The organism is Streptomyces sp. SID4985 (assembly GCF_009863025.1).
Taxonomy (GTDB): domain Bacteria; phylum Actinomycetota; class Actinomycetes; order Streptomycetales; family Streptomycetaceae; genus Streptomyces.
Genome location: NZ_WWIR01000463.1, coordinates 1 through 16,469 on the forward strand (window position 1 = coordinate 1; position 16,469 = coordinate 16,469).

Annotated in this window: 19 protein-coding genes and 1 pseudogene; 12 read left to right on the forward strand and 8 right to left on the reverse strand. The window is 72.4% G+C overall.

All coding sequences use genetic code 11. The annotated features are described in order from the left end of the window. A partial coding sequence (locus tag GTW40_RS20350) for an SHOCT domain-containing protein (RefSeq protein WP_161181628.1) occupies positions 1-214 on the forward strand: 214 nt, incomplete at its 5' end. Between the two features lie 20 nt (positions 215-234). On the opposite strand, the gene GTW40_RS20355 is transcribed toward GTW40_RS20350, so the two are convergent. Together GTW40_RS20355 and GTW40_RS20360 are read right to left on the reverse strand one after the other, a co-directional pair. After that, complete coding sequence (locus GTW40_RS20355) at positions 235-1,251, reverse strand: aldo/keto reductase (RefSeq protein WP_161181629.1); 1,017 nt, start codon at positions 1,249-1,251, stop codon at positions 235-237. Then, a complete protein-coding gene (locus GTW40_RS20360) occupies positions 1,248-1,715 on the reverse strand; it encodes a MerR family transcriptional regulator (protein ID WP_161181630.1) in 468 nt (155 codons plus the stop codon). The genes GTW40_RS20355 and GTW40_RS20360 overlap by 4 nt, the downstream gene beginning before the upstream one ends. A 96-nt stretch (positions 1,716-1,811) precedes the next feature. Here GTW40_RS20360 and GTW40_RS20365 point away from each other — a divergent pair, with 96 nt between their 5' ends. Both GTW40_RS20365 and GTW40_RS20370 read left to right on the forward strand, forming a co-directional pair. Continuing rightward, complete coding sequence (locus GTW40_RS20365) at positions 1,812-2,285, forward strand: GNAT family N-acetyltransferase (protein ID WP_161181631.1); 474 nt, start codon at positions 1,812-1,814, stop codon at positions 2,283-2,285. A gap of 19 nt (positions 2,286-2,304) precedes the next feature. After that, a complete protein-coding gene (locus tag GTW40_RS20370) occupies positions 2,305-3,126 on the forward strand; it encodes a serine hydrolase domain-containing protein (protein ID WP_161181632.1) in 822 nt (273 codons plus the stop codon). Here GTW40_RS20370 and GTW40_RS20375 read toward each other — a convergent pair. Beyond that, a complete protein-coding gene (locus GTW40_RS20375; RefSeq protein ID WP_161181633.1) occupies positions 3,116-3,793 on the reverse strand; it encodes a pirin family protein in 678 nt (225 codons plus the stop codon). The two genes, GTW40_RS20370 and GTW40_RS20375, sit on opposite strands and share 11 nt — an antisense overlap. 105 nt (positions 3,794-3,898) lie before the next feature. Between GTW40_RS20375 and GTW40_RS20380 the strand changes: the two genes are divergently transcribed. From GTW40_RS20380 to fabF, 5 genes are all read left to right on the forward strand, one after another. After that, on the forward strand, positions 3,899-5,104 hold the full coding sequence (locus GTW40_RS20380) for a helix-turn-helix domain-containing protein (RefSeq protein WP_161181634.1): 1,206 nt from the start codon (positions 3,899-3,901) through the stop codon (positions 5,102-5,104). 89 nt (positions 5,105-5,193) lie between these two features. Further along, complete coding sequence (locus GTW40_RS20385) at positions 5,194-6,141, forward strand: ACP S-malonyltransferase (RefSeq protein ID WP_161181635.1); 948 nt, start codon at positions 5,194-5,196, stop codon at positions 6,139-6,141. Between the two features lie 16 nt (positions 6,142-6,157). Further along, a complete protein-coding gene (locus GTW40_RS20390) occupies positions 6,158-7,189 on the forward strand; it encodes a ketoacyl-ACP synthase III (protein WP_161181636.1) in 1,032 nt (343 codons plus the stop codon). 83 nt (positions 7,190-7,272) lie between these two features. Next, on the forward strand, positions 7,273-7,521 hold the full coding sequence (locus GTW40_RS20395; protein WP_018545314.1) for an acyl carrier protein: 249 nt from the start codon (positions 7,273-7,275) through the stop codon (positions 7,519-7,521). A 97-nt stretch (positions 7,522-7,618) separates the two neighbouring features. After that, positions 7,619-8,881: a beta-ketoacyl-ACP synthase II gene (gene fabF, locus GTW40_RS20400; RefSeq protein WP_161181637.1), complete on the forward strand. Its 1,263-nt coding sequence runs from the start codon at positions 7,619-7,621 to the stop codon at positions 8,879-8,881. A 101-nt stretch (positions 8,882-8,982) separates the two neighbouring features. On the opposite strand, the gene GTW40_RS20405 is transcribed toward fabF, so the two are convergent. Continuing rightward, positions 8,983-9,477: a DUF3145 domain-containing protein gene (locus GTW40_RS20405; protein ID WP_161181638.1), complete on the reverse strand. Its 495-nt coding sequence runs from the start codon at positions 9,475-9,477 to the stop codon at positions 8,983-8,985. Between the two features lie 266 nt (positions 9,478-9,743). On the opposite strand from GTW40_RS20405, the gene GTW40_RS20410 reads away from it, so the two are divergent. The 3 genes from GTW40_RS20410 to GTW40_RS20420 all read left to right on the forward strand — a co-directional run bounded on the left by GTW40_RS20410 (position 9,744) and on the right by GTW40_RS20420 (position 12,141). Next, on the forward strand, positions 9,744-10,625 hold the full coding sequence (locus GTW40_RS20410) for an SGNH/GDSL hydrolase family protein (protein ID WP_161181639.1): 882 nt from the start codon (positions 9,744-9,746) through the stop codon (positions 10,623-10,625). Positions 10,626-10,640: 15 nt separating this feature from the next. Then, entirely contained in the window at positions 10,641-11,618 is a 978-nt protein-coding gene (locus GTW40_RS20415) for an aldose epimerase family protein (RefSeq protein WP_161181640.1), read from the forward strand. Between the two features lie 88 nt (positions 11,619-11,706). After that, entirely contained in the window at positions 11,707-12,141 is a 435-nt protein-coding gene (locus tag GTW40_RS20420) for a CBS domain-containing protein (RefSeq protein ID WP_161181641.1), read from the forward strand. Between the two features lie 191 nt (positions 12,142-12,332). Here the strand turns inward: GTW40_RS20420 and GTW40_RS20425 are convergent, their stop codons facing one another. Then, positions 12,333-13,136 carry an EI24 domain-containing protein gene (locus tag GTW40_RS20425; RefSeq protein WP_161181642.1) on the reverse strand — a complete coding sequence of 268 codons (804 nt, stop codon included), beginning with the start codon at positions 13,134-13,136 and terminating at the stop codon, positions 12,333-12,335. Positions 13,137-13,179: 43 nt separating this feature from the next. Then, the gene (locus tag GTW40_RS20430; RefSeq protein ID WP_161181643.1) at positions 13,180-13,635 is read right to left on the reverse strand and encodes a MarR family transcriptional regulator; all 456 of its coding nucleotides are present in this window, start codon (positions 13,633-13,635) and stop codon (positions 13,180-13,182) included. Positions 13,636-13,729: 94 nt separating this feature from the next. Here GTW40_RS20430 and GTW40_RS20435 point away from each other — a divergent pair, with 94 nt between their 5' ends. After that, on the forward strand, positions 13,730-14,752 hold the full coding sequence (locus GTW40_RS20435; RefSeq protein ID WP_161181644.1) for an NADP-dependent oxidoreductase: 1,023 nt from the start codon (positions 13,730-13,732) through the stop codon (positions 14,750-14,752). Between the two features lie 96 nt (positions 14,753-14,848). Here GTW40_RS20435 and GTW40_RS20440 read toward each other — a convergent pair whose 3' ends face one another. After that, positions 14,849-16,006, reverse strand: coding sequence for a serine hydrolase domain-containing protein (locus GTW40_RS20440; RefSeq protein WP_161181645.1), 1,158 nt, complete (start codon positions 16,004-16,006; stop codon positions 14,849-14,851). Positions 16,007-16,199: 193 nt separating this feature from the next. Next, positions 16,200-16,469: pseudogene (locus tag GTW40_RS20445) on the reverse strand (hypothetical protein); the annotation flags it as partial.

Genomic DNA, 16,469 nt, shown 5'->3' on the forward strand with positions numbered 1-16,469 from the left:
GCTGCCCTTCGCGGCGGCCGTGCTCGCGGCGGTCCGGGAGCGCGGCACCGCGCCCGCGCCCGCCGCCGTGACGGCCCGGGTCACGGACCCGGCCCGGCGCGACCCCGCCGACATCGCCGAACGCATCCGGCATCTCGGGGAGCTGCACCAGGCCGGGCTGGTGACGGACGAGGAGTTCGCGGCCAAGAAGGCCGAGCTGCTGGCGGAGCTGTAGGGCTCCGCCCGTGCTCACCGCTACTCGCGGCCCGCGGAGCTGAACGACATGTCCGCGTACCGGTTGCCCGCCACCCGGCCGGCGATCGGCTCCAGGAGGGCCAGCTCCTCGTCGCTCAGCACGAGGTGCGTGGCGGCCACGTTCTCGGTGACGCGGCTCGGCTTGCGGGTGCCCGGGATCGGCACGACCGGCAGGCCCCAGACGGCCACCCGTTGCTGGACCCAGGCGAGGGCGACCTGGCCGAGGGAGACCCCGTGCGCCTCGGCGACCTTACGCACCGGCGCCAGCAGGGCCGCGTTGGCGGTGGCGTTGTCGCCGGTGAAGCGGGGGTGGGTGCTGCGGAAGTCGTCGGCGGTCAGGTCCTTGGCCGCGTCGGTGAAGGCTCCGGTCAGGAAGCCCCGGCCGAGCGGGGAGTACGCCACCAGGCCCACGCCCAGCTCACGGGCGGCGGGCACCACGTGGGCCTCGATGTCCCGGCTGAACAGCGACCACTCCGACTGCACGGCGGCTATGGGGTGGATGGCGTGCGCGGCGCGCAGCTCGTCGGCCGTCACCTCGCTCAGGCCAAGGTGCTTGACCTTGCCCTCGCGGACCAGCTCCGCCATGGTGCCGACGCTCTCCTCCAGGGGCACGTTCACATCGCGGCGGTGCATGTAATAGAGGTCGATCTCGTCGACGCCGAGCCGCTTCAGGCTCGCCTCGACGGCCTGGCGGATATAGGGGGCGTCGTTGCGGATGACCCGCTTGGACGGGTCGCCCGCCGGGATCGAGAGGGCGAACTTGGTGGCGATGACCACCTCGTCGCGGTGCGCCTCGAAGAAGGGGGCGAGGAAACGCTCGTTGTCCCCGGCGCCGTAGGCGTCCGCCGTGTCGTACAGCGTCACCCCCAGCTCCAGGGCCCGGTCGAGGGTGGCCCGCGAGGCGTCGGCGTCGACCGGGCCGTAGGCGAAGCTCATGCCCATGCAGCCCAGGCCCTGGACACCGACCTCCGGTCCGTCCGTGCCGAGCCGTACGGACGTCATCCGGTCGTCGCTCATTGGTTGTTCCCCTCCGTCGTGTAAACGCTGATCTTGAGGTCGAGTACGGCGAGCGTGTCGCGCAGTTCGGCGATCCGGGTCAGCACGTCCCTGCGGGTGTCCTCCAGCAGGGCCTTGCGCTGCGGATAGGTGTCCTCCCCCGCGCGGACCATTTCCGCGTAGCGCACCATGTCGGCCACCGGCATCCCGGTCAGGCGCAGCTTGGTGACGAGGTCCAGCCAGTCCAGGTCGGGGTTGCGGTAGCGGCGCTGGCCGGTGTGCGACCGGTCGACGTGCGGCATCAGGCCGATCCTTTCGTACCAGCGCAGGGTGTGCGCGGTCAGTCCCGTGAAGGCGACGACCTCGCTGATCGTGTAGCGGTCCTGGCCGTCGGGCCTGGGATGGCGCCGCTGGGCGGCCGGAGCACAGATGTCGGGGGTGGTGACTTCCCCGGTGGCCGCTTGCATGGTCTGCATCACCGTCATGCCCCCACGCTATGACCTTCGAGCGCACTCCAGGCAAGCGCGGCCCGGCACAAATACCAGGACGGCGGCGGGAGTCGGCCGTTAGCGTGCGCTGCCATGAGTCTCGTACGACGGGCCCGGCCCGAGGACGCGCGGGAAGTGCTGCGCCTGCGCCAGGTGATGATCGACGCCGTCTCCCCGCACCCCGCCGCCGGGTCCTGGCACGATCGGTCGCTGCCCACGCTGCGCGAGCGGCTGGCCGATCCGGCGGGGCCGTTCGCCGCCTTCGTGGTGGACCACCCGGAGCGGCCGGGCGCGCTGGCCGCGCTTGCCGCCGGGACGGTCGAGTACCGGATCGGCCACGCCAACAACCCCACGGGCGCCGTCGGCTTCGTCTTCAGCGTGGCCACCGATCCCGACGTCCGCCGCCGGGGGTACGCCCGCGCCTGTGTGGTGGACGGGCTCCTTGAGTGGTTCCGCGAGCGCGGCGCGGGCAAGATCCAGCTGACCGCCTCCGCCGAGGCCCTGCCGCTGTACGAGTCGCTGGGCTTCCGCCCGAAGCCGGACCCCTTGATGGAGCTGGTCCTGTGACCCGCATAGGCTCCTCGGCATGTCGTCGCAGAGCTTGGCACTGATCGAGAACTGGCCCGTTCCCACCGCCGCCGCGGGCGTCGTCCGCGCCGACGGGACGGTCCTCGGCACCCACGGCCCGGCCGGGCACCGCTTCCCGCTGGCCTCGGTGACCAAGCCGCTGGCCGCCTACGCGGCGCTCGTCGCGTACGAGGAGGGGGCGATCGAGCTGGACGAGCCCGCCGGGCCGCCCGGCTCGACCGTCCGCCATCTGCTCGCGCACACCTCGGGCCTCGCCTTCGACGAGCACCGCGGCCTGGCGGCGCCCGGGGAGCGGCGGCTGTACTCCAACGCCGGTTTCGAGCAGCTCGGGGACCACATCGCCAAGGCGGCCGACATCCCCTTCGCGGAGTATCTGCGCCAGGCGGTCCTGGAGCCGCTGGGCATGACCGCGACCTCGCTGGAGGGCTCCCCCGCGAAGGACGGCGTCTCGACCGTCGAGGATCTGCTGCGCTTCGCGGCCGAGGTCCAGGCGCCCCGGCTGCTCGACCCGCGCACGGTCGCCGAGGCGATGACCGTGCAGTACCCGGGCGCCAAGGGCGTCCTGCCGGGCTACGGCCACCAGAACCCGAACGACTGGGGCCTCGGCTTCGAGATCCGCGACGGCAAGTCCCCCCACTGGACCGGCAGTTCGTCCTCGCCCCGCACCTTCGGCCACTTCGGCCAGTCCGGCACCTTCCTGTGGATCGACCCGGACGCGGGGCTCGCGGCGGTCGCCCTGGCCGACCGCGCCTTCGGACCGTGGGCCGTCGAGGCGTGGCCGCCGTTCACGGACGCGGTGCTGGCGGAGTTCAGGCGCTGACCGGCTCCATCCGCCACAGCAGGACCTCGGCCGCCGTCACCCCGGTCAGCTCCAGGTCCCGCGCCCCGGTGATCCGCGCCGAGTCGCCGGGGCCGAGGGTGTCGCCGGAGCCGGGGGTGCCGTCCGCGAGCCGTACCTCGCCGCGCACGACATGGACGTAGAGAAGCGGAGCGTCGGGAAGCGCGGTCCGCTCCGCCGCCGCCGGACACAGCACCCGCAGGCTCGCGCCCGCGCCGGGCACCGCGTACGCCTCGGCCAGGTCCCGGACGACCGCGTACGACGGCTCCCCGCCGGACTCCCGGGGGGCCAGCCACATCTGGACGAAGGTCAGCGGCTCCGCGCCCTCGTTGCGCTCGGAGTGCCGTACCCCCGCCGCCGCGCTCAGGTGTTGTACGTCACCGGGGCGGATCACGCTCGCGCGGCCCGTGGAGTCGCGGTGGGTCAGTTCCCCCTCGGTCACCCACGTGACGATCTCGGTGTGGCTGTGCGGGTGTTCGGCGAAGCCCGCGCCGGGGGCGAGCCGTTCCTCGTTGCAGGCGATCAGCGCGCCGAAGCGCAGGTTGTCCGGGTCGTAGTGCGGGCCGAAGGAGAAGGCGTGCCGGGATTCGATCCCGGCCTCCGGGTCGCCTCCGCGATGGCGTTCGTCCGCGCGCCGCACCTCGATCATGGGCCCCACGGTAGTCCCCGGCGGCAGCTCCCCGGGGCCCGGTGCCGGGCGCTCGGCGGGACCCGGCGACGCATGTCCCCCGCCGGATAAGGCACTCTTGTCCCCGTGCCCGAACCCGAATCCCACAGCAGCGATCCCGCACGTCATGCCGCCCACCCGCACTCCGCGACCCTGAAGCGGCTGGAGAAGTCCTCCGGGAATCTCGCCGCGCAGGCCATCGCGCGCATGGACGACACCCTGCCGTGGTACCGGGCGATGCCACCGGAGAACCGCTCCTGGATCGGGCTCGTGGCCCAGGCGGGCATCGCCGCCTTCACCGAGTGGTTCCGGCACCCGGACGCGCCCCAGGCGATCTCGACCGACGTGTTCGGCACCGCGCCCCGCGAGCTGACCCGGGCGATCACGCTGCGCCAGACCGTGGAGATGGTGCGCACCACCATCGAGGTCATGGAGAGCGCCATCGACGAGGTGGCCGCGCCCGGCGACGAGCGCGTGCTGCGCGAGGCGCTCCTGGTCTACGCCCGGGAGATCGCCTTCGCCACCGCCCAGGTGTACGCCCAGGCCGCCGAGGCACGCGGTGCCTGGGACGCGCGCCTGGAGTCCCTGGTGGTGAACGCGGTGCTCAGCGGCGAGGCCGACGAGGGCGCCGTCAGCCGGGCCGCCGCGCTCGGCTGGAACTCCCCGGAGCATGTGTGCGTGGTGCTCGGCACCGCGCCCGAGGGCGACAGCGAACTGACCGTGGAGGCGATCCGGCGGGCCGCCCGGCATGCCAAGCTCCAGGTGCTCACCGGTGTGCTCGGGGACCGGCTCGTGGTGATCGCGGGCGGCAGCGCCTATCCGCTCGCGGTGGCCAAGTCGCTGATCGGCCCGTTCGCCGCGGGGCCCGTGGTCGCGGGGCCCGTGGTGTCCGACCTCCAGGCCGCGACCCGCTCCGCGCAGGCGGCCGCGGCGGGCCTGAAGGCGTGTTCCGCCTGGCAGGACGCGCCCCGCCCGGTGCTGGCCGACGATGTGCTGCCGGAGCGCGCCATCGCGGGTGATCCGGGTGCGCGCGAGCAGCTGGTGGAGGAGATCTACAGACCGCTGGAGGAGGCCGGCTCGGCGCTCCTGGAGACCCTGAGTGTCTACCTGGAGCAGGCGAGCAGCCTGGAGGGCGCCGCCCGGATGCTCTTCGTTCACCCGAACACCGTCCGCTACCGGCTCCGACGTGTGACTGACGTCACCGGCTGGTCACCTTCCGATGTACGATCCGCGTTCACGTTGCGGATCGCCCTGATCCTGGGGCGGCTGACCGATGGAGACGCCCAGCTCTAGCTTTTTGTCCAGGGTCCACAAAAGCCCCTCGTGTTCTTCGTCCCTGTCCTCACGGGCGGCCCAGGCCGTCCCCAAGAGAGAGTGTGAGAGTGCTCGTACTCGTCGCTCCCGGCCAGGGCGCCCAGACGCCCGGCTTCCTGACTCCCTGGCTCGAACTGCCCGGTGCCGCCGACCGTGTCGCCGCGTGGTCGGAGGCCATCGGCCTGGACCTGGTCCACTACGGCACCGAGGCCGACGCGGACGCGATCCGCGACACCTCGGTGGCGCAGCCGCTCCTTGTCGCCGCCGGAATCCTGTCCGCCGCGGCACTGGGTGACATCGCGGCGATCGCGCCGGGCGCGGTCGCGGGCCACAGCGTGGGCGAGATCACCGCCGCCGCGATCACCGGCGTGCTGGACGACACGGAGGCGCTGCGCCTGGTCCGTCAGCGGGGTCTGGCCATGGCCGAGGCCGCCGCGATCACGGAGACCGGCATGTCGGCGCTGCTCGGCGGCGACCCGGAGGTCTCCGTCGCGCACCTGGAGAAGCTGGGCCTCACCCCGGCCAACATCAACGGCGCGGGCCAGATCGTCGCCGCGGGCACGCTGGAGCAGCTGGCCGCGCTGAACGAGGACAAGCCCGAGGGCGTCCGCAAGGTCGTCCCGCTGAAGGTGGCCGGCGCCTTCCACACCCTGCACATGGCGCCCGCGGTGGAGAAGCTGGCCGAGGCGGCCGCCTCCCTGACGCCCGCCGACCCGGCGTTCCCCTACGTCTCCAACAAGGACGGGCAGACCGTCGCGACGGGCACCGAGGTGCTCCAGCGGCTGGTCGGCCAGGTCGCCAACCCGGTCCGCTGGGACCTGTGCATGGAGACCTTCAAGGCACTCGGCGTCACCGCCCTGATCGAGGTGTGCCCGGGCGGCACCCTGACCGGTCTGGCCAAGCGGGCCCTGCCGGGCGTGCGGACGCTGGCGCTGAAGACCCCCGAAGACCTCGACGCGGCGCGCGCGCTCATCGCCGAGACCGCGACTCCTGCCGCCGACGCGGCGGGTGTCTGAGAAGGAGCCCATGGCAATGGCGAAGATCAGGCCCAGCAAGGGCGCCCCGTACGCGCGCATCCTCGGGGTCGGCGGTTACCGGCCGACCCGGGTGGTGCCCAACGAGGTGATCCTGGAGAAGATCGACTCCTCCGACGAGTGGATCCGCTCCCGCTCCGGCATCGAGACCCGGCACTGGGCGGGCCCCGAGGAGACGGTCGCCGCGATGTCTATCGAGGCGGCGGGCAAGGCCATCGCCGACTCGGGCATCGACGCCGACCGGATCGGCGCCGTGGTGGTCTCCACGGTCTCGCACTTCAGCCAGACCCCGGCCGTGGCCACCGAGATCGCGCACAAGCTGGGCACCGACAAGGCCGCCGCGTTCGACATCTCGGCGGGCTGCGCGGGCTTCGGCTACGGCCTGACCCTCGCCAAGGGCATGGTGGTGGAAGGTTCCGCCGAGTACGTGCTCGTCATCGGCGTGGAGCGGCTCAGCGACCTGACCGACCTGGAGGACCGCGCGACGGCCTTCCTGTTCGGCGACGGCGCGGGCGCGGTCGTGGTCGGCCCGTCCGAGGAGCCCGCCATCGGCCCCACGGTGTGGGGCTCGGAGGGCGACAAGTCCGGCACCATCAAGCAGACCGTCCCGTGGGACCGGTTCGCGATCGGTGACGTCGCCGAACTCCCCCTGGACAGCGAGGGGAACGTCAAGTTCCCCGCGATCACCCAGGAGGGCCAGGCGGTCTTCCGCTGGGCCGTGTTCGAGATGGCGAAGGTCGCCCAGCAGGCGCTGGACGCGGCCGGGATCACCTCGGACGACCTGGACGTCTTCATCCCGCACCAGGCCAATGTGCGGATCATCGACTCGATGGTGAAGACTCTCAAGCTGCCGGAGCACGTCACGGTCGCCCGTGACATCCGCACCACCGGCAACACCTCGGCCGCGTCGATCCCGCTCGCTATGGAGCGGCTTCTGGCGACCGGCGAGGCCAAGAGCGGCGACACGGCGCTCGTCATCGGATTCGGGGCGGGTCTGGTCTACGCCGCCACGGTCGTTACCCTCCCCTAGGCACTCCGTGCCGGACCAACCGGTCCGATACGGGGACTACTGCCATCAACCGTCTGGAACATCTAAGAAGGAGAGCGCCTGACATGGCCGCCACCCAGGAAGAGATCGTCGCGGGCCTTGCCGAGATCGTGAACGAGATCGCCGGTATCCCCACCGAGGACGTCCAGCTGGACAAGTCCTTCACCGACGACCTCGACGTCGACTCGCTGTCCATGGTCGAGGTCGTCGTCGCCGCCGAAGAGCGCTTCGACGTGAAGATCCCGGACGAGGACGTCAAGAACCTCAAGACCGTCGGTGACGCCACCGACTACATCCTCAAGCACCAGGCCTGAGGCTCGTAGGCCCCGGGCCGCGAGGTCCCGAGGCCGCAAGGCCCCGCCACCCGGCGGTGGCGCCGTACATTCCCGCATCGTTGGAGAAAGAATTCCCGTGAGCCCGACCAATCGCACCGTGGTCGTCACCGGTATCGGCGCAACCACACCGCTGGGTGGCGACGTGCCCTCCACCTGGGAGGCCCTGCTCGCCGGCCGGTCCGGCGTCGGCCGCCTGACGGAGGACTGGGCGGAGGAGCTGCCCGTCAAGATCGCCGCGCGTGTCGCGGTCGAGCCCGGCGAGATCATCCCCCGCCCGCAGGCCCGCAAGCTGGACCGCTCGGCGCAGTTCGCGCTGATCGCGGCCAAGGAGGCCTGGCAGGACGCCGGTTTCACCGCCAAGGCGGGCGAGGACCAGGCCGTCAACCCCGACCGGCTCGGCGCGGTCATCGCCTCCGGCATCGGCGGTGTGACGACCCTGCTCGACCAGTACGACGTGCTCAGGGAGAAGGGCGTACGCCGTGTCTCCCCGCACACCGTGCCGATGCTGATGCCCAACTCCCCGGCGGCCAACGTCGGTATCGAGCTGGGTGCCCGCGCCGGTGTGCACACCCCCGTGTCGGCCTGCGCCTCGGGCGCGGAGGCCATCGGGTACGCGATCGAGATGATCCGCACCGGTCGTGCGGACGTGGTCGTGGCCGGTGGTACCGAGGCCGCCATCCACCCGCTTCCCATCGCCGCCTTCGGCAACATGATGGCGATGTCCAAGAACAACGACGACCCCCAGGGTGCCTCGCGCCCCTACGACGCGGGCCGTGACGGCTTCGTGCTCGGCGAGGGCGCCGGTGTGATCGTGCTGGAGTCCGAGGAGCACGCCAAGGCGCGCGGTGCCCGGATCTACGTCGAGGCGGTCGGCCAGGGCGTCTCCGCCGACGCCCACCACATCACGCAGCCGGAGCCCTCGGGCAACGGCATCGCCCACGCCCTGCAGAACCTGCTGGACTCCACCGACCTGAAGCCGTCGGAGATCGTGCACGTCAACGCGCACGCCACCTCGACGCCGCAGGGCGACGTGGCCGAGATCAAGGCGCTGCGCAAGGTGTTCGGCGACGACGTCGACCACATGGCGATCTCCGCCACCAAGTCGATGACCGGTCACCTCCTGGGCGGCGCGGGCGGCGTCGAGACCGTCGCGTCGATCCTGGCCCTGGTCAACCGGGTCGCTCCGCCGACCATCAACGTGACCGAGCTGGACCCCGAGGTCAACGCGGACGTCGTCGTCGGCGAGCCGCGTGCGCTGCCCGAGGGCCGTATCGCCGTGCTGAACGACTCGTTCGGCTTCGGCGGCCACAACGTGGTCCTGGCGTTCAGGACCGTCTGACGACAGACCGCCTGACGGCATGTGAAAGGGCCCCCACCGGCTGGTGGGGGCCCTTTCGCGTATCCGTGGGGACCCCGGGCCGACGCGGGCCCGTACGGCGCTCAGACGACCTGGTGCAGCCAGCGGACCGGGGCGCCCTCGCCCGCGTAGCGGAAGGGTTCCAGTTCGTCGTCCCAGGGCTTGCCGAGGAGCTTGGAGAGTTCGGACTCGAGGTCGGTCTCGCCGTGCTTGCTGCGCAGCAGGGCCGCGCGCAGGCGGTCCTCGGGGATGAGGATGTCGCCGTGGATGCCGGTGACGGCGTGGAAGATGCCGAGGTCGGGGGTGCAGCTGTAGCGCTCGCCCTCGGCGGTGGCGCTGGGCTCGGCGGTGACCTCGAAGCGGAGCATCTGCCAGCCGCGCAGCGCGGAGGCGAGCTTGGAGGCGGTGCCCGCCTCGGCCTTCCAGGAGAACTCGGAGCGCCAGGTGCCGGGGGCGGCGGGCTGCCGGATCCAGTCGAGGTTGACGCGCGTGCCGAGCACCCCGGCGACGGCCCACTCGACATGCGGGCACAGCGCGCGCGGCGCGGAGTGCACGTACAGAACTCCACGTGTCGTCACCGGAACCTCCGGGCTGAGCGGGACATCTTGCGGACTGACCGGCGGCCGTGGGGCGACGGCCGCGTTGAGGGCGAGGCTACCGTGCGGCGGTGCAAGGAGTGTGACGTACCGTCGGTCCCGGTGCCAGGAAACCGTCGCCATTCACCCAGGGGGACGCCTGTACGGGGGTGTGCCGTTCCCCGGGGGCGGGGCGGGAACTCCGGCACGTTGTCAGGAGAGGGGCACACCTGCCGGAGCTGCGTCGACGAGCGAGGGGATCAGCCAGGATGCGGAAGCGAGGCCACCGGGCACGGGCCGTCGTCGTGGTGCTGACGGCGGCCGTGCTGGCGACGGGGTGTGACTCCATCCGGGGTGATCACGCGGCTACGGGCGTGTCCCGGGCCCCCGCGAAGCCCGCGCCGGTGTGGGACCGCAGCCCCGGTTCGATCGCCGCCGTCGGGGACTCCATCACCCGGGGCTTCGACGCGTGCGCGGTGTTCTCCGACTGCCCGGAGGTGTCCTGGGCGACGGGCAGCGACGCCGGGGTGGAGAGCCTCGCGGTGCGACTGCTCGGGCCGGTGAAGGCGGCGAAGTCCAGCTGGAACTACGCGGTGACCGGCGCCCGGATGGCCGACCTGCCCGGCCAGATGGCTCAAGCCGCTTCCCGCAGGCCCGAGTTGGTGACGGTGATGGCCGGGGCCAACGACGCCTGCCGTGCCTCGGTGTCCGCGATGACCCCGGTGGAGGACTTCCGCGCGGACTTCGCGAAGTCCCTGCGCACGCTGCGGACGGCACTGCCGAGGACGCAGGTGTACGTCGCGAGCGTGCCCAATCTCCAGCGGCTGTGGTCGAAGGGCCGCACGGACCCGCTCGGCAAGCAGGTGTGGAAGCTCGGCATCTGCCCGTCGATGCTGGGCGCCGCCGACGACCTGACGGCGGCGGCCACGCGGCGGCGCGAGACGGTCCAGCGGCGGGTGGAGGACTACAACACGGCGCTGAAGGAGGTCTGCGCCACGGACCTACGCTGCCGCTTCGACGGCAACGCGGTCTTCGACTACCGGTTCGGCACCGGCCAGCTCAGCCGCTGGGACTGGTTCCACCCGAGCCGCAGCGGTCAGGCCAGGCTCGCCGAGATCGCGTACCGCACGGTCACGGCGGAGCGACCTTGACCTAAGGTTTCCCACATGGGCGAACTTTTCGGCACACTTTCCGACGGAGCCCCGGTGCACCGCTGGACGCTGGAGCGCGGCGGGACGCGGGTGCGCGTGCTGTCGTACGGCGGGATCGTGCAGTCCGTCGAGATCCCGGACCGGGAGGGGCGCCCGGCGGACGTGGTCCTCGGATTCCCGTCCCTGGACGGCTATCTGACGCACCGGGGGCCGTATCTGGGCGCCCTGGTCGGGCGGTACGCCAACCGGATCGGGGGCGCCCGCTTCCCGCTGGACGGCCGGACGTACGCGCTGGCGCCCAACAACGGCCCCAACTCGCTGCACGGCGGCGAGGAGGGCTTCGACCGGCGGGTGTGGGACGTGGCGCCGGTCGAGCACGGGGTGCGGCTCAGCCGGGTCAGCCCGCATGGCGAGGAGGGCTTCCCGGGCCGTCTGGAGGTGACCGCCACGTACACGCTGGACGCCTCGGGCGCGCTGCGGATCGCCTACGAGGCGGTGACCGACGCGCCGACGGTCGTGAACCTCACCAACCACACGTACTGGAACCTCGGCGGCCCGGGCTCCGGCCACGCGGGCGGCCATGAACTGCGGCTCGCCGCCTCCCGGTACACCCCGGTGGACGCGGACCTGATCCCCGAGGGCGCGCCGCTGGACGTGACCGGCACCCGCTTCGACTTCCGCGCGGCCCGCAAGACCGGCTCGGGCTACGACCACAACTTCGTGCTGGACAAGGGCGTCACGGCCGCCGCCGAGGAGGTGGCCGAGCTGCACGACCCCGCCTCGGGCCGCACGCTCACGGTGTCGACCACCGAGCCCGGCCTCCAGCTCTACACCGCCGACCACCTGGGCGCCCCCTTCGGCCCCGGCGAGGGCATCGCCCTGGAGACCCAGCACTTCCCCGACTCCCCCAACCGCCCGGACTTCCCGACCACCCGCCTCGACCCGGGCGAGGTCTACCGCTCGGAGACGGCGTACGGCTTCTCGGCGCGCTAGCCGTCGTACGGGCCCGTGGGTCGGGAGCGGCGGGCGGGGTACCCGGCGGGGCGGACAGGGTCGTACGCGTCTGCGAGAGGGGCCGGAGATGGACAACACGCTGCGCGAGGTCATGACAGGGAACCCCACGACGGTCGACAGCGGTGACTCGGTGACGTCGGTGGCCCGGACGATGCGGGACGGCGGGGCCGATGTCGTCCTCGTCGTGGCGGACGGCGATCCGGTCGGGCTGGTCAGCGATCACGACCTGCTGAGCGGGGTGCTCGCCGACGGGGCCGACGCCGAGCGGCTGACCATGGGCGAGGCGGTCCGGGACGACCTGGTGGTCGTGGATGTCGAGGACGGTCTCGACGTCGTCACCCAGAAGATGCGCGAGCACTCCGTGCGCCAGGCCGTCGTCATGGAGAACGGCGTGCCGGTGGGTGTGGTGAACGCGGGCGACCCCGCCATCCAGGGGCGTCCGGGCCGGATCGACGCGCCGACTCCGGAGCACGCGCGCAAGACGGACGAGGAGATCCTCTGAGGGACGGCACGCCGGTGGGATGCGACGAGCCCCGGTCCAGTTGTCAGGTTCCGGACCGGGGCTGCTCGTCGAGGGGCGTGCCCCGGCTCCGACGGTAACCGGCCAGGGCGGATCGGGGGCCGCCGAGCGGGGGTGCGGGCACGGTTCCGTACGAACCTTTCACACACCCGCACGACTTCACCGTGGGCCGCTCAGGCGGTGACCGGGCGGTCCGCCTCGGGCTGCTCGGCGTCGGGACCGTCCTCGGTGGTCTCCTCGCCGAGGAGGTCGCGGGCGAGGAGGGTGGCACCGGCGACCGCGCCGGGCATCAGGAAGACGGCGACGACCGGCACCAGGAAGGCGAGGCCGAGCGGGACGCCGAAGCCCCAGACCACGCTCTTGCGGGAGCGCAGCAGGGCGAGCCGGGAGCGCAGGTCGATACCCCGGCGCTGGAGGGCGACGGCGGCCAGTTCCTCGGTGAGGAAGAAGCCGGTGACGAAGAAGCCGACGACCGGGACCACGGTCTGGCCGACCACGGGCAGGAAGCCGAGCGCGAAGAGCAGGACGCCCCACACACAGGCCCGGACCAGGATGCGCAGGCTGTCGCGGGCCGAGATCCACAGCTCGCGCCACAGGGGCAGCTCGGAGCGGGGCGCGGTGCCGTCGGGCGAGACGTCCGCGTCGCACCGCTCGGAGAGGCTCTCGTAGAAGGGCTGGCCGACGAGCAGGGTGACCGCGGTGAAGGTGAGGACCGCGAGCAGCAGGGCGAGGGCGAAGAGGACGACGGCGAGGACGTCCCGGAACAGGTCCTGCCAGGGGCTCGACCAGTCGTCGGCGAACGGGGTCGCCCAGGCGACGGCGTCGTATCCCCACACGGCGAGCGCGACGAGCGCAGCCGAGTAGAGGACGAGGGTGATCAGGCCGGGCAGCAGCCCGAAGCCGTACCGTCCGCCGTGCCGGGTCACCCAGCGCTGGCCGCGCAGCAGATGACTGAACCCCACCCCGAGATCGCGCATGGCGAGGACTTTACCCAACCCGGGCCGCGGGGCCACGCCCGGATCAGGCCGAGAGCATCCGGCGCAGCAGGTCCCGCAGGGAGCCCCGCTCGTCGTCCGAGAGCCCGGCGAGCGGTTCGCGGGCGAAGCGCAGGCCCTCGCGCAGGTCGCGGGCGACGCTGAGCCCCTCCTCGGTGGCGGCGGCGAGCTTGACCCGGCGGTCGCCGCTGTCGGGGCGGCGCTCGACCAGGCCGCGCGACTCCAGACGGTCCACGATCCCGGTGACGTTCGACGGCTCGCACTTGAGCCGCTGGGCGAGGCGGCGCATCGGCAGCGGTTCCAGCGCGAGCAGGCTGAGCAGACGGGCCTGCGGGCCGGTGAGGGCGTGGGCGGCCGCCGCTTCCTCGTAGTCCGCGTGGAAGCGGGCCACGACGTCACCGATCAGCTCGACGACCTCAAGGGTGAGGGGGTCGGCGGCACGGCGCCGCTCCTGGGCGGATGACGCGGACGAGGGGGACATGCGCTCCAGGATACCGCGTTACTTGACATCTTGAAATATTAAGGCGCATGGTTATTTCAGGTACTGAAGCATTCTGGAAGAAGGTCAGCCCCTCATGTCCGACTCCCCCGCCCTGCCCGCCGTCAGCCGCGAGTGGCATCTGCTGAGCCGTCCCGTCGGCTGGCCGAAGCCCGAGGACTTCGCGCTCGTCGAGGTCCCCATGCCGGTGCCCGGCGAGGGCCAGGTCCTGGTACGGAACGAGTACCTCTCGGTGGACCCGTACATGCGGGGCCGGATGAGTGCCGCCAAGTCCTACTCCGAGCCCTTCGCCCTCGGTGAGCCCATGCAGGGCGGTGCCGTCGGCGTGGTCGTGGCCTCCAACGCCGAGGGCGTCGAGGTCGGGGACCATCTGCTGCACTTCCTCGGCTGGCGCGAGTACGCGGCCGTGGACGCCAAGAGCGCCGCCAAGGTCGACCCGGAGGCCGCGCCGCTCTCCGCCTACCTCGGCGTCCTCGGCATGACCGGCCTGACCGCGTACGCCGGTCTGCTGCGCGTGGCCGACTTCAAGGAGGGCGACACCGTCTTCGTCTCGGGCGCCGCCGGTGCCGTGGGCAGCGAGGTCGGCCAGATCGCCCGGCTGAAGGGCGCCGCGCGGGTCATCGGCTCGGCCGGGTCCGACGAGAAGGTGCGGCTCCTGGTGGACGAGTACGGCTTCGACGCCGCGTTCAACTACAAGGACGGCCCGGTGGGCGAGCAGCTCCGCGCGGCCGCCCCCGACGGCATCGACGTCTACTTCGACAACGTCGGCGGCGACCACCTCCAGGCCGCCCTCGGCTCGCTCCGGCTGCACGGCCGGATCGCCATCTGCGGCATGATCTCGGTCTACAACAACACCGAGCCCGCCCCCGGCCCGAACAACCTCGCCCGGCTGATCCAGACCCGGGGCCGCATGGAGGGCTTCCTGGTCGGCGACCACTACGACCTCCAGCCCGAGTTCGTCCGCGAGGTCGGCCCCTGGGTCGCCTCGGGCGAGCTGAAGTACAGCGAGACGGTGGTCGACGGCATCGACAACACGGTGTCGGCCTTCCTCGGCCTGCTGCGCGGCGAGAACATCGGCAAGATGGTCGTCAAGCTCTGAACCCTGTGCCGGTACGCGCCGGAGGCCGCACCCCTGGACGCGGGGTGCGGCCTCCGGCGTACGGTCCTCGCGGGCGCGAGTGTCCGGGCGTGGGTGTCAGAGCCCCAGCGCCGCCCGGTGCACCGCCGCCACCAGACGGTCGTTCTCCGGGGCCGCGCCGCCGGGGTAGGCGAAGCGGCGGCGGGTGTAGCCGTAGGCGAGGCCGCTGCGCGGGTCCGCGAAGGCCTGGGAGCCGGCGGCTCCGCTGTGGCCGATGGTGCCCGCGCCGAGGAAGGGGTAATGGGTGTCGGCGGTGATCTGGAAGCCGAGGCCGAACGATTTGTGGACGCGGCCGACCAGGTCGTAGCCGACCGAGTGCGGCTGTCCGAACTCCGCGACCGTGTCCGCCTTCAGGAGCGGCGCCTTCTCGCCCACCTCGCTGATCATCGCCGCGTACATCCCGGCGAGACCGCGCGCCGAGGCGACCCCGCCCACGGAGGCGGGCCCCCTGGCGCGCAGGTTGCGGTCGTTGGGCACGGACTCGAGGTCGGTGGGCTCGGCGGCGTGCCGGTTGTAGGCGATGGCCTCCAGGGTGTGCGGGCCGGACGGCTGCGCGTCGTACTCCGCCTGCTGCACGGGGGTGAGCACCATCGGCAGGGTGCCACGGAAGCGGGGCTCGCGGGAGGCGGGCAGGCCCAGGTGGAAGTCGAGGCCGTACGGGACGCGGACCCGCTCCTCGTACAGCTCCTGGAGCGTGCGGCCCGTCGCGCGGCGGGCGACCTCGCCGGTCAGGGCGCCGATCACCATCGCGTGGTAGCCGAAGGCGGTACCGGGGCGCCAGAACGGCCGCTGGTCGGCGAGGCGTTCGGCCAGCGCGCGGTCGTCGGCCAGCTCCGCCGGGCTGAACCCGGTGTCCGTGCCGATCAGTCCGGCGCGGTGGGCGAGCAGATCGCGCAGGGTGAGCGCGCCCTTGCCCTCGACGCCGAACTCCGGCCAGTAGTAGGTGACCTTGCGGTCCAGCTCCAGCGTGCCGTCCTGCACGAGCAGAGCCACGACGAGATGGGCGGCGCCCTTGGTGGACGAGTAGACGCCGTACAGCGTGCTGCCGTCGACACCGTCGCCCGCCCACAGGTCGACGACCTGCCTGCCGTGCACGTACGCGCACAACTGCCCTTCGTAGTCCGGGCGTTCACCGGAGACGAAGGCGGCGAACTCCTCGCGTACCGCCTCGAAGCCCTCGGCGACCGTGCCCTGGACGGTGATCTCCTGACTCATCCGTTCTCCTCCACTGAGCCGCTGCCGACGCCCGCTCCCCGTCCGGGGCGCGCTCCACGAGTTCGTGTACGGCGGGATGTACCTCTTCGACTCAACCGCCCCGGACCCCGGTTGGTGTCACCGATACCCCGGATGGCCGATGGCACGGGGGTGGTACGGGGTGGCGAGGGCGTGCGGAAGCGGGGAGATCGGCTCAGGTGCACCACCACAGGAAGCGGTCGCAGGACTTGGACGGCTCCGGGGCCGGAGTGGGGGCGGACGTGGGTTTGCCGTGGGTCGCGGTCGCCGTCGGGCGGGAGGGAGGCGGGTCGGCGGGGGCCGGGGCCTGGGCGGGTGGTGCCGTGGTGGCGGCCCGGGTGGTCTGGGCCGGGGCCTCGGCGGACTGGGACGCCTCGCGCTCGGGGGTCTTGGACGCGGACGCGGAGGGCGAGGCGTCCGGGGAGGCCGACGCCGACGCGCGAGC

Excerpts from the sequence above, each read along its gene's own strand:
- GTW40_RS20420 (WP_161181641.1), top strand. The coding sequence starts at position 11,707 with ATGGACAACACGCTGCGCGAGGTCATGACAGGGAACCCCACGACGGTC.
- GTW40_RS20365 (WP_161181631.1), top strand. The coding sequence starts at position 1,812 with ATGAGTCTCGTACGACGGGCCCGGCCCGAGGACGCGCGGGAAGTGCTG.
- GTW40_RS20425 (WP_161181642.1), bottom strand. The coding sequence starts at position 13,136 with ATGCGCGATCTCGGGGTGGGGTTCAGTCATCTGCTGCGCGGCCAGCGC.
- GTW40_RS20390 (WP_161181636.1), top strand. The coding sequence starts at position 6,158 with ATGGCGAAGATCAGGCCCAGCAAGGGCGCCCCGTACGCGCGCATCCTC.
- GTW40_RS20395 (WP_018545314.1), top strand. The coding sequence starts at position 7,273 with ATGGCCGCCACCCAGGAAGAGATCGTCGCGGGCCTTGCCGAGATCGTG.
- GTW40_RS20355 (WP_161181629.1), bottom strand. The coding sequence starts at position 1,251 with ATGAGCGACGACCGGATGACGTCCGTACGGCTCGGCACGGACGGACCG.
- GTW40_RS20370 (WP_161181632.1), top strand. The coding sequence starts at position 2,305 with ATGTCGTCGCAGAGCTTGGCACTGATCGAGAACTGGCCCGTTCCCACC.
- GTW40_RS20360 (WP_161181630.1), bottom strand. The coding sequence starts at position 1,715 with ATGACGGTGATGCAGACCATGCAAGCGGCCACCGGGGAAGTCACCACC.
- GTW40_RS20430 (WP_161181643.1), bottom strand. The coding sequence starts at position 13,635 with ATGTCCCCCTCGTCCGCGTCATCCGCCCAGGAGCGGCGCCGTGCCGCC.
- GTW40_RS20415 (WP_161181640.1), top strand. The coding sequence starts at position 10,641 with ATGGGCGAACTTTTCGGCACACTTTCCGACGGAGCCCCGGTGCACCGC.
- GTW40_RS20375 (WP_161181633.1), bottom strand. The coding sequence starts at position 3,793 with ATGATCGAGGTGCGGCGCGCGGACGAACGCCATCGCGGAGGCGACCCG.
- GTW40_RS20440 (WP_161181645.1), bottom strand. The coding sequence starts at position 16,006 with ATGAGTCAGGAGATCACCGTCCAGGGCACGGTCGCCGAGGGCTTCGAG.
- GTW40_RS20410 (WP_161181639.1), top strand. The coding sequence starts at position 9,744 with ATGCGGAAGCGAGGCCACCGGGCACGGGCCGTCGTCGTGGTGCTGACG.
- GTW40_RS20435 (WP_161181644.1), top strand. The coding sequence starts at position 13,730 with ATGTCCGACTCCCCCGCCCTGCCCGCCGTCAGCCGCGAGTGGCATCTG.